Origin of the sequence: Aestuariivirga sp. (assembly GCF_965227715.1) — a bacterium.
In the GTDB taxonomy this organism is placed as follows: domain Bacteria; phylum Pseudomonadota; class Alphaproteobacteria; order Rhizobiales; family Aestuariivirgaceae; genus Aestuariivirga.
The window spans coordinates 2,424,093-2,436,865 of the sequence record NZ_OZ245771.1 but is presented as its reverse complement, the minus strand read 5'-3'; the positions used below and the strand labels follow the sequence as shown (position 1 = coordinate 2,436,865).

The window sequence follows — 12,773 nt, the reverse complement described above, 5'->3', positions numbered from 1 at the left end:
ATGCACGCAGATAATGATGTACGTTACCGCTCATTTTTGATGTAAAGTCAGCTTTCCCATCATTTTACACTTGCAGGACCCCATTGCGGGTCTCTACTGTTGTGGTTCAAAGCTGCAGGAGGACCTGATGGACACCGCGACGGACGCTCTCATTCGCGCTCAACTCGCCGCCCTTGGACTCACCTGGGTGGACAGGATTTCGTGGAATGCGCCGGCCGCTGTGCTCTATCAGGAAGCGGTGGCGCGGGGGGAGGCCCTCGTGGCCGAAGGTGGCGGCCTCGTGGTCACCACCGGCCCGCACACCGGCCGCAGCCCCAATGACAAATTCGTGGTGCGGGACGAAATGACTGAACGCACCATCTGGTGGGACAACAACAAGCCCATGAGCCCGGCGCAGTTCGAGACGCTGCGCAAGGATTTCATGGCCCATGCCCGGCTCAAGAACCTCTTCGTGCAGGACCTCGCCGCCGGGGCAGAGGCTGCCTACCAGCTTCCGACCCGCGTCATCACGGAATTCGCCTGGCATTCCCTGTTCATCCAGCACTTGCTGATCGTGCCGAAGGACCGGACGGGGTTTGCACCGAAGCTCACAATCATCGATCTGCCCTCCTTCAAGGCGGATCCTGCCCGCCACGGCACCCGCAGCGAAACGGTGATCGCCCTCGACCTTGCCAATGGCCTCGTCCTCATCGGCGGCACGCAATATGCGGGCGAGATGAAGAAGGCGGTCTTCACCGTGCTCAATTTTCTGCTGCCCGAGCAGGGCGTGATGCCGATGCATTGCTCCGCCAATGTGGGCCCCAAGGGCGACAGCGCGGTGTTCTTCGGCCTGTCCGGCACCGGCAAGACCACGCTGTCGGCCGAACCCACGCGCACGCTGGTGGGCGATGACGAGCATGGCTGGTCCGGGAACGGCCTCTTCAACTTCGAGGGCGGCTGCTATGCCAAGGTCATCAAGCTCTCGAAGGAGGCTGAGCCCCAGATCCATGCCACCACGGAAATGTGGGGCACGGTGCTCGAGAATGTGAAGATCGACCCGCATACCCGCAAGCTCGACCTGCATGATGGCGCGCTGACGGAGAACACGCGCTCAGCCTATCCCTTGTCCGCCATTCCCAATGCCAGCAAGACGGGAACGGCACCTATCCCCCAAACCATCGTGATGCTGACGGCGGATGCCTTCGGCGTGATGCCGCCCATTGCCAGGCTGACGCCGGCGCAGGCCATGTATCACTTTCTCTCGGGCTATACGGCCAAGGTGGCGGGCACTGAGCGCGGCATCACCGAACCGCAGGCAACCTTCTCCACCTGCTTCGGTGCGCCCTTCATCCCGCGCGACCCGCAGGTTTACGGCGAATTGCTGCGTGACCTGATCGCCCGGCATGGCGTTTCCTGCTGGCTGGTCAACACCGGCTGGACGGGTGGCGCCTATGGCGAAGGCCACCGCATGCCGATCAAGGTGACGCGCAGCCTTCTGAATGCCGCACTGCAAGGCAAGCTGGACGATGTGCCGATGCGGACGGACCCGAATTTCGGCTTTGCCGTGCCGGAAGCCGTGGCTGGTGTGGACCCCAAAATCCTCAACCCGCGCGCAACCTGGTCAGACCCCCGCGCCTATGATGCGATGGCCAGGACGCTTGTCGGCATGTTCGTCAAGAACTTCGCCAGGTTCGAAGCCAAGGTGGGGCCCGAGGTGAAGGCCGCAAGCCCCGCAGCCCAGATCGCCGCCGAATAGGCAGGGGGCAGCTTGCGAAACAGTCAACGCGGGCTCATGAACGGCCCGTGCCGCTTTCGTTTGAACATCTCAGCGTCCTCACCCTCGTGCTCACCATCCTGGTTGCAGGCGTGGCCGGAACGGCGCGTGGCTTCTCGGGCTTCGGCGCTGCGCTGATCTTCATGCCGGCTGCAAGCGCCCTGGTGGGACCTGCCGTTGCCGCGCCCGTTCTCCTCGTGGCAGACGGCATTCTCTCTCTCGGATTCCTGCCGCGCGCCTGGCGTCTGGCGCGGCGGCGGGATGTGGGGCTTATGGCGGCTGGTGCCATCATCGGCGTGCCGCTCGGCGCCTTCATCCTGGACCATGCCGATCCGCTGACGCTGCGCTGGGTGATTGCGGCCCTTGCCTCATCCATGCTGCTGCTGCTTGCCTCCGGCTGGCGCTATCACGGAACGCCGCGCCCGGGCGTCACGGCCGTGATAGGTGGAGTGGCCGGGCTTTTTGGCGGACTGGCGCAGATGACGGGACCGCCCGTCGTCGCCTACTGGCTTTCCGGCAAGGAAAGCCACGGAACCATGCGCGCCAGCATCATCCTGTTCTTCGGCGCGACCACCGTCTTCACCTTCGTGAGCTATCTTTTCGCCGGGCTCATCACCGCACAGAGCCTGTGGCTTGCGGCCATGGTGGCACCGGCCTATGCGCTGGGCCTCTTCGTAGGCGCGCGCGCCTTCCATCTGGCAAGCCCCGTCCTCTTCCGCCGCCTGTGTTTTGCGCTGATCGCCGCCTCGGTGGCAATGAGTCTGCCCATCTGGCGCTAATGGGCGGCGGCATGTGCGATACAGATGAGGACGGAGTCCTGCTCCGTCAGCCCGTCCTCGAACAGCATGCAGAAATGGGGGCCCGGTGTTTGCCCCGTGCTGCCTTTCTCGCGGAAGAAGCGGCAGGTGGTGCAGACACCGAAACTGGCGAGATCCGCCCGCTTCAACTCGGCGTCAAGAACCTCGTCAAGGCCACGGTGAAGGCGCCGCCTGGTCTTGCCGCCCAGCGCGTCAATGCTCCGGGCGATATCGGCCCACGGATCACGCGACAGGGCCTCGCGGCCCTTCTCCGTCAGGCTCAGCCGCAGTGATTTCCGCCCGCCGGCCCGCGCGGCCTTGGCGATATAGCCTTTCCGCTCCAGCGCCATCAGTGTTTGTGAAATGGTGCCCTTGGTGGCGCCAAGATAGCGCGTAAGGGCGCTTGGCGAATCCGAGAATCGGTTGGCGCGGGCCAGGAAGCGCAGCGCCTCCCATTGCGCGGGGTTGAGGCCGCCCTCATGCTCACGCGCCCGCATAACCCGCCCAAGCCGCTCCAGCGGCCAGACGATCATGTGGCCATGCGCGTTATCTTCCTCGTCACTGCTCATGCGCACAATGCTTCCACAAAGCCCGTGATGGCGCGAGGGGAATCTGCCTCAGCCGTCGATGAAGCGGGTGACTGCGGCGCGCTGCTCCGCCGTCAGATGCAGACCGTGCTTGGTGCGGCGCTCCAGCACGTCTGCTGCTGTCTCAGCCCATTCGAACGCCCGAAGATAGGCGATCTCCGCTTCGTAAAGCTCGCCGCCGAAATGCCGGCCGAGCGCTGTGAGATTTGAAGCACCGTTCAGAAGCTGTTTCGTACGCGTGCCGTAGAGCCGCGCATAGTGGCGAGCGAGCGAGTCCAGCAGCCACGGATGGGACGTGCGAAGGCTGGACAGGAAGCCTTCGAAATCTGCCCCCGGCATGTCGCCCCCGGGCAGCGGCGCCTTTGCCGTCCACGGCGCCTGCATCTTGGGGAAGAAGGGCTGAAGCTTGTCTAGCGCGTGTTCCGCGAGTTTCCGGTAGGTTGTGATTTTGCCGCCGAAGACGGAGAGCATGGGCGGATCTCCGTCAAGATCGAACACATAATCCCGCGTGACGGCCGAAGGGTTCTCCGCATTGTCATCATAGAGCGGGCGCACGCCCGAAAAGGAATGAATGATCGCATCCTTTGCAATCGGAACCTTGAGATAGCGGTTCACGGCCGCGAGCAGATAGTCGATCTCGCGGCCATCGGCTGCAACATCCTCGGCACGGCCATCATAGGGAATATCCGTGGTGCCGATCAGCGCCATATCGCCTTCATAAGGATTGACGAAGATCACCCGCTTGTCCGTGTTCTGGAAGAGATAGGCCTGCGGCCCCTCCCAGAATTTGGGGACGACGATATGGCTTCCCTTGACCAGGCGCACGCGGCGCGGCGAGTTGGAGCCCGCAACGCCATTGATGACATTTTCGACCCAGGGCCCTGCCGCATTGGCAATGGCCCTGGCGCGCACCTTCGACTGGCGGCCATCGGCAGCGGTGAACGCGACCTCCCACGCGCCGTCGACACGGCGTGCTGAACTCGCGGCAGTGCGCGTCATCACGATGGCGCCGCGCTCCTTCGCATCCAGTGCATTGAGGGAGACAAGCCGCGCATCATCCACCCAGCAGTCGGAATATTCGAAGGCGCGGGTGTAGTCGCTACGGATGGGTTTTCCTTCCGGGTCGCGCCGCAAATCAATGTTGCGGCAGCCCGGCAGTTTCTTGCGGCCGCCCAGATGGTCATAGAGAAACAGGCCCAGCCGCACGAGCCAGGCCGGGCGCTGCTCGGGTGAATGCGGCAGCACGAAGCGCATGGGCCAGACGATATGCGGGGCGGCATTGAGCAGCACCTCACGCTCGATCAGCGCCTCGCGCACCAGGCGGAATTCATAATATTCGAGATAGCGCAACCCGCCATGGATCAACTTGCCGGAGCGCGAGGAGGTGCCCTGCGCCAGATCGTCCTTCTCGCAGAGGATAACGGAGAGGCCGCGCCCCGCCGCATCGCGCGCGATGCCGGCACCGTTGACGCCCCCTCCGATGACGACGAGATCGACCGGCTTCATCTCCTGCATCAGAGGCTGTTCCCTCAGCACCTGTTGAGCGCAGGCTCACCGCTGAGATAGCGGCGCACTTCCTCCGCCGCGAGGCCCGCGGCATAGCTCACCGTCTTGACGGAGGCGCCGGCGATATGCGGCGTCAGCGTCACATTGTCGAGCTTGAGGAAGCGATTGTCCGGCGGCACGGGTTCCACATCGAAGGTCTCGAGCATCGCGCCCGCCAGCTTGTTCGAGACCAGCGCCTCATAGAGATCATCATAATTGACCAAAGGCCCGCGCGCCGTGTTGATGAAATAGACGCCATCCTTCATTTGCGAGAGCGTGTCCTTGTTGATCATCTTCGCCGTCTCCGCCGTCACGCGCGGGTGCAGCGAGATCACGTCGGACTCGGCCAGCACGCGCTCAAGCGAGCTCTGCATGACGCCGTCATTCAGATCCTCCGCCGTCAACTGCACATAAGGGTCGCTCACCAGAATGCGGCAGCCGAAGGCCTTCAACAGCTTCACCACGCGGCGGCCCACTTCGCCATAGCCGATCAATCCCACCGTCATCTCGGAGAGTTCCTGGCCAGTGAGATCCGCCCGGTAGAGATCGCCCCGCCATTCGCCACGGCGCAGCGCATCATGGCCCTTGGTGATCTTGCGCGTTTCCGAGAGAATCGCGCCAATGGTGAATTCAGCGACCGCCGAGGCATTGCGGCCCGGCGTGTTGACCACCGTGATGCCGCGCTCCCGCGCTGCCTTCATGTCAATATTGACCGGCCCGCCGCGTGAGACCGCGACGAACTTGAGCGCAGGCAGCCGGTCCATGATCGAGGCTGACAGGGGCGCAAGCTGGGTCACGAGAATCTCGGCGTCGCCGGTGAGTTCCACCACCTCATCGGCACTGCCCATATATTCCTTCAACCCGTCCATGCCCTGAACGGCATAGCCATGCTCCATCGGCTCATCAGGCCAGGGCATGTCATGGCTGCGGATATCGAGCTCGAACAGGCGGCAGCGCTCGCGCAAAGCCTCCTCGAACATGGACGAGAGCATGAAACGGTCACCGATGACGGAGATTTTACGAAGCACGATTGGCCACCATGGCGCGCCAGATGGGGCGCATTGTTTCTCGGGTTTGCTTGTAGATATCGAAGGCGCCGTCATAGCGGCGGGAGAGGTTCTCGTCAGGCGACGTGATGCTGCCGAGAAGGGGGTTCACCCAGGCTGCCACGCAGGCATCCATGTCGGGGTAAAGTTTCTGTTGCACAGCGGCGATCATGGCGGCACCGGCGGCCCCGGCCTCATCTCGCTGCACGCTCCGCACATTGGCCTTGAGGCTGCTCGCCAACATGATGCGCAGTGCCGCCGAGCGCGCCGCACCGCCGGTGACGCGCACTTCACGCGGGATCTCGCCCATCGCCGAATAGCAATCCCGCGAGGCAAAACATAAGCCCTCGAACACGGCGCGCATGAGATCGGCATAGCCCATGCCAAGCTCAAGGCCTGAGAACATGGCGCGTGCCGCGGGCTCCATCACGGGGCCCCGCTCACCGGCCTGCGAGATATAGGGGTGGAAGATGGCGCGCGCCGGCTCTGCCGCCATCAGCCGCGCATCAAGCCCATGAAGCAGGTCCGCGCGCGATTTCTCAACGCCTTGCGAGGCCAGCACATCGAGGCCCACATCGAGAAGCCAATCGATGTTAAGGGTGGAAGCCATGTTGGACTGAATCTGCGCATACATGCCGGGCACGGGGAAACACATGGTGTAGCCTGAAAGCTCTTGATTGAGCTTCACATGGGCAGCCGTCGGCGCAATCTTCATATGCATGCCGGTGGAGCCCACGATGGTGCAGCCCGTCTCACCCTTCGGATCATAAAGCCCGCCGCCCAGCCCGGTGCACAGCACATCCACATAACCAAGGGTGATGGGCGTTCCGGGCTTGAGGCCCGTCAATGCCGCAGCTTCCGGCGTGAGTCCGCCCGCCACTTGCGTGCCTTCGACGATCTCGGGCAGCAGCCGCTTGGCATCCGGTGCACCCAGCGCATCGAGCACGTCCGGCTGATAGGTGCGGGTTGCATATTGCCCGAAGGTGAAATTGGCTTCCGATGGATCGGTGCGGCGCTCCCCCGTAAGCTTGAAGTAGAGCCAGTCCTTGCAGTGAAAGCCCGTGGCTGCGCGAGCCAGAATGTCAGGCCGATGGCGCGTCATCCAGGCCAGCTGCATGCTCATCTGGCAGGCGTTCACGCCCGTGCCGGTGCGCTGGTAATGCGCGAGGTAATGCGGGCCTGCCACGAAGTCTTCCGTGATGCCGGCCGCGCGCGCATCGAGCCACAGCCAGGCGGGCGCCACGGGCTCACCTGCCTTGTCGATCAACCACATGCCATCGCCCTGGCCCGTCACCGAAATGGCGATGAGGCGGTCGGCCAGATTCGGGATCTTCTCGCCAAGTTGCTTCAGCGTGGCGGCGGCATCGGCCCAGGTGCGGGCCATGTCCTGCTCGGCCCCGCCATCGGGGAAGGTGACATAACGGTTGGGAATGGCCGCCGCTGCGATTTGCTCACCCGTTGTCGTGAAGGCCACGGATTTGATGACGGAGGTTCCGGCATCGATGCCGATTAGAATGCCCTCATTCATGCGAGCGTGCCCCCATGGGCAATCGCCACGCCCGTTTCCCCATCAAAAAGATGAAGATCGCGCGCTGCAACATTCAGGCTCACGTCACTGCCCGGTGCGCGTGACACGCGTTCCTGCGACACCGAGACGACGGTGCGCCCCGCAACATCGACCGCCACATGCGTTTGATCCCCCAGCCATTGGCACGCCATCACCTTGCCTTTGACGGGACCATCCCCCAGATGCAGCGCATGCGGCCTGATGCCGAGTGCGATCTTCGGCGTCTTGGCCAGCGCCGCACGCAAAGGCGCCGAGAGTTCATCTGCCGGATAGGAGAGGGTCGTGCCGCCCTCGACCGTGAAGCTCACCTGGTCTGCGGCAGTTTTCACATCGGCGGTGAAGACATTCATCGGCGGCTCACCGATGAATGTGCCGGTGAAGAGGTTGGCGGGTCTAACTTTAAGTTCCGCAGGTGTCGCATACTGCTGCAGCACGCCGCCTTCCATCACCGCGATCCGGTCCGCCAGCGCATTGGCCTCCGTCTGGTCATGGGTGACGAGGATGGTCGTGCATTTGTGCTCGCGCAGATAATGCTTGATGCGGCCGCGCAGCACCGCGCGCAATTGCGGCTCGAGCTGGCCCATCGGTTCATCCAGAAGATAGAGGCCTGCATCGCGCACCAGTGCGCGGCCCAAGCTCGCGCGCTGCTGCTGGCCACCCGACACGGAGGACGGGTATTTGTTGAGGATGTCGGATATCTCCAGCATCGCGGCCATGGATGTGACGCGCGCCTGCTGCTCCGCCTGCGAAAGCTTCGAAGATTTGAGCGCGAAGGACATGTTCTCGCCAATGGTCAGCGGCGGGTAGAGCGAATAGGCCTCAAACGCCATGGCAACGCCCCGCGCCGCAGGTGCCAGCGTGTGAATGGGCTTGCCACCCAGCGTGATCGATCCGTTGGAAACCTCCTCGAAGCCCGCAATCATCCGCAGCGTCGAGGTTTTACCGCATCCGGAAGAGCCAAGAAGGGCAACGATCTCGCCTTCTGCCACGGTCAGGTCTAGCGCCTTCACCGCATGCACATGGCCCTTGCGGGAGTGGTAGATCTTGTCCACCTGGCTGATGATGAGTTCAGCCATCGAGGCGCACTCCCGTCTCTCGGTCGAAAATATGCGTGCCCTCGGCGCCAAAGCGGGCGTGAAGTTTGGATCCAGCCTCCGGAATGCTCGCTGCGTTGGAGGGGAGTGACGCGAGGAATTCCCAGCCGCTCTCGGTCTTGAGCAGCAGCACGGTGCGCTCATTGAGCGGCGTCACCGCCACAACCTCTGCCGCAAGGCCGTGGCCGCCGCTGATGTCGACAGCTTCTGGCCTGACACCAAAGATCACCGCGCGGCCCGCATGCGCCCGGTAGCTTTCGGCGATTGGCACCTGCGCGCCACCGAGTTTCACATGAACTCCCGATTGATCTGCCGTGATGACAGTCTCTGCGGTGTTGATCGAAGGATCGCCGAACAGCCGTGCAACCCCGATGGTTGCGGGCTGCATGTAAATGTTTTCCGGTGTTGCCGTCTGCACGAAGCGGCCATCCGCAAGCACCGCGATCCGGTCCGCCAGCGCCATTGCCTCCTTATAATCCTGCGTCACGTAAAGCACCGTCGCACCTGATTGCCTCAAGAGGCGCGGCAGTTCGAGGCGCATCTCGAAGCGCAGCTTGGCGTCGACATTGCGCAAGGGATCGTCAAGCAGCAGGATCTGCGGGCTGGCGGCAAGGGCGCGGGCCAATGCGGTTCGCTGTTTCTGCCCGTTGGAAAGCTCCCGCGGGGAGTGGTTCAGCACATGGTCGATCTTCAGAAGCTTGGCGACCTTCGCCACACCCGCCTTCACCTTGTCTTCCGCTGCACCTGCGGCGCGCAAAGGTGTGGCGATGTTTTCGGCAGCGGACATATGCGGGAACAGCGCGAAGTTCTGGAAGGCCATGCCCACGCCGCGGTGCTCTGGCGCAATGTCGGAGACGTCATGCCCGCCAATCGAGATAGCGCCGCTCGTCGGTTCCTCCACCCCAGCGATGAGGCGCAGCAGGATGGTCTTGCCGGTGCCGGAGCCGCCGAAGATGACGACGATCTCGCCCGCGTCCGCCGCAAGGTTCAGCCCGTCGAACACCTTGAAGGCGCCATAGGATTTGGACAGCGATTGAATGGCAAGCTGGCTCATCCCTTCACCGCGCCCATGGACAGGCCCTCGACCAGATAGCGCTGCGCATAAAGGGCGAGCGCCAGCGTGGGCGTGATCGAGATGATGATCGCGGCGGCGATCTGCCCGTATTGAATGCCGGATGCGGTGACGAAGGCTAGCGCACCCACGGTGACCGGCTGCTTATCAGCCGAGGCCAGGATCAGCGCGAAGACGAAATTGTTCCAGGCGAAGATGAAAGCAAGGAGGCCCGCCGCAGCGATGCCGGGCTTTGCCAGTGGGATCGAGATCTTGGTGAAGGTCTTCCACCAGCTGTTGCCCGCAATCCGGTAGGCGTGTTCGATGTCGGGGCTGATGTCCTCGAAATAGCCGCGCACGATCCACAGGATCAGCGGCAGGCAGATCAGCTGATAGACCCAGATCAGGCCGATGTAAGTATTGGTGAGGCCCAGCGTCTTGAAATAGAGGCTCAACGGCAGCAACACCAGAAGGGCGGGCGCGAAGCGGAAGGAGAGGAGCGTGAAGGCAATATCCTCTCCCAGCCGGAACTTGAAGCGCGCGAAGGCATAAGCCGCAGGCACACCCAGCACCAGCGAGAGCGCCACCGAGCAGGTGGACAGCAGCACCGAGTTGAACATGTTCTGCATGAAGTTCAATTGCAGGCTTCCCGCAGCCGTGCGCAGCTGGCCGGTGATGAGGGCCGTGTAATTGTCGATGATCGGCGTGAAGGCGATCGACGGTGGAATGCGCAGGATTGTCTCGTTCGTCTGGAGCGACATCAGGAAGATCCAGGCGATGGGGAAGAGGAAGAACACCAGCACAAGCGTGATCAGCACGCTGCGGATGATCTTCTCGAGGTTTGACGTGTGGTCCATGGGGATCAATGCGCTCCGTGGGCGCGTTCGCGAAGTTTGAGCCACTGCTTGATGAAGACGTTGGACAGCGCATAGGTGATGGCCCACAGGATCACCATGAGTGCCGCCGAGCGCCCCACATTGGTGGCCTGGAAGAAGTCGAGATAGGCCTGCACCTGAAAGACCAGCAGCTTGTCGCCAGGCCCGCCCTGCGTCATCGCATAGATGATGTCGAATTGCTGGATCGAGTCGAGCAGGCGGAACAGTGTTGCCGTGATGATATAGGGCATCAGCATGGGAAGCGTGATGCGGAAGAACACGAAGCTGCGCGGCACGCCGTCAAGTGCTGCGGCTTCGAAGGGGGCTTTGGGGAGCGAGCGAAGCCCCGCCAGCAGCAGGATCATGATGAAGGGCGTGTAGACCCACATGTCCACCAGCACCACGGTGAACAGCGCCGTTGCGGGGTCCGATGCCCATTTGAAATCGTGAATGCCGATCAGCGTCAAGAGATAGCTCAGCACGCCAAAATCCGGATGCGTCATCAGCTTCCACATCAACGCGGCCAGTGCCGGCGCTGTCATCAGCGGCAGGAGCAAGAGAATTGAGGCGATATTGTTGAAGCGCGAGGGGCGCTGCAGCAGAAGTGCGATGCCAAGTCCCAGCAGCAGCTCAAGCCCCACGGTGAGGAAGGCATAGGTGAGCGAGATATAGACGGTGTTCCAGAACTTCGGATCCGTGAAGAAGTTCGTGTAGTTCTGGAACCAGATGAAGCCCTTCATGGCGGGCAGGTTCATCCGGTAGCGCAGCATGGAATAATAGACGGCAGTGAAGAACGGGATGAGGATCCCGATGCACATCAGAAGTGCCGGAAGCGAGAGGATGTAGGGCAAGGCCCTGCGCATGAAGCGGCTCTGCTTGATGGGCGTGCGCATCTCTGTGGCGGCGGCTGTCATTCTGGAAACCGGATACGCGAAAATGAAGGTGAGAGGCAAGAAGCGCGCGAGGTTCCGCAGGGAGCCGGACCCCCGCGCGCCAGTTTTTACTTAACCAAGACCAGCTTCTGCCAGCTTCTTGTCCATTTCGGCCGCCATGGCATCGAGACCTTCATCGACCGCGATTTCCTTGGCAACCATCTTCTGCAAGTTCTCGGCCCACAGCGTGGTGAGGTCGAAGAACAAGGGCTGGGCCGTGAAGTAGATCTTCGCACCCGGTGCCGAGGCTTCATACTGGTTGAGGTAGCCAGGGTAAGACTTGTCGATACGCGCGCGGAACTCGTCATCCTTCCACACCGAGGCGCGGACGGGGTTGACGAAGTCCATCTTGCGGGCGCCGAACAGATCATGCTCGACGGAGGTCGCCCACTGCAGGAAGTACCAGGTGGCGTCCTTCTGGGTGCCGGCATTGTTCATGGCCAGCGACCAGATCCAGACGTTGGGCGTGGGAGCAGCAGCCGCCGGGTTCGCCGCGAAGGGCGCATAGCCGAGGTTGCCTGCTTCCTTGTTGTCGCCGCCGTTCATGAAGTAGCCGAGGATGTCTGCGTCGAAGATCATGGCGGACGCGCCGGCACCCAGATCCGTACCGACCTGATACCAGGTGTAGGTGGACCAGTTCTTCGGACCCGACTCCTGGATCATCTTCACCCAGTCCTTGTGGTAGGACTTGGAGCCCGCGGAGTTCATCGCGGCCTTCAGCTTGCCGTCGGCGACGTTGAAGTCTTTCTCGCCGAAGTTGGCATAGCCCGAGAGGAAGCCCGGGTGGATCGTCGCCCAGCTGCGCGAGCCGCGCACGCCGATGCCATAGGGTCCGCCCAAGTCCTTCGTCAGCTTGGCCGAGACTTCGATCATCTCGCCAATGTTCTTCGGAGGCTGCACGCCCACCTTGTCGAACATCTTCTTGTTGTAGGACAGGTTGTTCAGCTCGAAGCCCCACGGAATGCACCATTGCTTGGCATCCGCCGAGCCGAGTTCGCCGCCCGGAACGCCGTTCCACGAGGTGGATGCGCGCAGGCCCGGCAGCACGTCTTCCCAGTTATAGTTGGGGTTGGTCTTGGCCGGATCCTTGATGTACTCGTTGAGATCGGTGATCCAGCCTGCCGGACCATAGGTCCAGGTCATGTAGGCGCCGGTCATGAAGGCATCATATTCGGTCGAGCCCGAAGACAGCGCCGCCGTCACCTTGTCGAAATAGACGTCCTCGGGGAAAATGTCCCAGGAGATGTCCATGCCGGTCATGTCCTTGAAGGCCTGGATATTGGCGATCATGGCATCGGCATAGGGATGCTTGTTGAGCAGAAGCTTGAGCTTCGAGCCCTTGTATTTCATCCAGTCGAAATCGGCGGCCATGGCGCGAGTCTGCGCCTGAGTCAGCAGCATGCCGGCGGCGGTGGCCGAAAGGCCCAGCTTGCCAGCACCCTGGATCATTTCGCGGCGGCTCATCTTCTTCGCCACGAAGGCGTCGAAGAGGCCCTTTTCTTTGTCGAACATTCCCATTCCTCCGT

The 12,773-nt window shown here is 62.4% G+C and carries 11 protein-coding genes; 2 read left to right on the top strand and 9 right to left on the bottom strand.

Annotation, left to right across the window (positions count from 1 at the left end; genetic code table 11):
- The first annotated feature begins 127 nt into the window (after positions 1–127).
- Both ACO06F_RS11480 and ACO06F_RS11475 read left to right on the top strand, forming a co-directional pair.
- Entirely contained in the window at positions 128–1,735 is a 1,608-nt protein-coding gene (locus ACO06F_RS11480; protein WP_421692892.1) for a phosphoenolpyruvate carboxykinase, read from the top strand.
- 47 nt (positions 1,736–1,782) lie between these two features.
- On the top strand, positions 1,783–2,532 hold the full coding sequence (locus tag ACO06F_RS11475) for a sulfite exporter TauE/SafE family protein (RefSeq protein ID WP_421692891.1): 750 nt from the start codon (positions 1,783–1,785) through the stop codon (positions 2,530–2,532).
- Here ACO06F_RS11475 and ACO06F_RS11470 read toward each other — a convergent pair.
- The 9 genes from ACO06F_RS11470 to ACO06F_RS11430 all read right to left on the bottom strand — a co-directional run bounded on the left by ACO06F_RS11470 (position 2,529) and on the right by ACO06F_RS11430 (position 12,759).
- A complete protein-coding gene (locus tag ACO06F_RS11470) occupies positions 2,529–3,119 on the bottom strand; it encodes a MarR family winged helix-turn-helix transcriptional regulator (RefSeq protein WP_421692890.1) in 591 nt (196 codons plus the stop codon). The genes ACO06F_RS11475 and ACO06F_RS11470 overlap by 4 nt on opposite strands.
- Before the next feature lie 48 nt (positions 3,120–3,167).
- A complete protein-coding gene (locus ACO06F_RS11465) occupies positions 3,168–4,652 on the bottom strand; it encodes a glycerol-3-phosphate dehydrogenase (RefSeq protein ID WP_421692889.1) in 1,485 nt (494 codons plus the stop codon).
- A 14-nt stretch (positions 4,653–4,666) separates the two neighbouring features.
- On the bottom strand, positions 4,667–5,674 hold the full coding sequence (locus ACO06F_RS11460; RefSeq protein WP_421696665.1) for a 2-hydroxyacid dehydrogenase: 1,008 nt from the start codon (positions 5,672–5,674) through the stop codon (positions 4,667–4,669).
- A 25-nt stretch (positions 5,675–5,699) separates the two neighbouring features.
- The gene (locus ACO06F_RS11455; protein WP_421692888.1) at positions 5,700–7,256 is read right to left on the bottom strand and encodes an FGGY family carbohydrate kinase; all 1,557 of its coding nucleotides are present in this window, start codon (positions 7,254–7,256) and stop codon (positions 5,700–5,702) included.
- The gene (locus ACO06F_RS11450; RefSeq protein WP_421692887.1) at positions 7,253–8,371 is read right to left on the bottom strand and encodes an ABC transporter ATP-binding protein; all 1,119 of its coding nucleotides are present in this window, start codon (positions 8,369–8,371) and stop codon (positions 7,253–7,255) included. The genes ACO06F_RS11455 and ACO06F_RS11450 overlap by 4 nt, the downstream gene beginning before the upstream one ends.
- On the bottom strand, positions 8,364–9,443 hold the full coding sequence (locus ACO06F_RS11445; protein WP_421692886.1) for an ABC transporter ATP-binding protein: 1,080 nt from the start codon (positions 9,441–9,443) through the stop codon (positions 8,364–8,366). Before ACO06F_RS11445 ends, ACO06F_RS11450 begins: the two co-directional genes overlap by 8 nt.
- Positions 9,440–10,297, bottom strand: coding sequence for a carbohydrate ABC transporter permease (locus ACO06F_RS11440; protein WP_421692885.1), 858 nt, complete (start codon positions 10,295–10,297; stop codon positions 9,440–9,442). The genes ACO06F_RS11445 and ACO06F_RS11440 overlap by 4 nt, the downstream gene beginning before the upstream one ends.
- 5 nt (positions 10,298–10,302) lie before the next feature.
- Positions 10,303–11,208: a carbohydrate ABC transporter permease gene (locus tag ACO06F_RS11435; protein ID WP_421696664.1), complete on the bottom strand. Its 906-nt coding sequence runs from the start codon at positions 11,206–11,208 to the stop codon at positions 10,303–10,305.
- Positions 11,209–11,319: 111 nt separating this feature from the next.
- The gene (locus ACO06F_RS11430) at positions 11,320–12,759 is read right to left on the bottom strand and encodes an ABC transporter substrate-binding protein (protein WP_421692884.1); all 1,440 of its coding nucleotides are present in this window, start codon (positions 12,757–12,759) and stop codon (positions 11,320–11,322) included.
- Positions 12,760–12,773 lie beyond the last annotated feature (14 nt).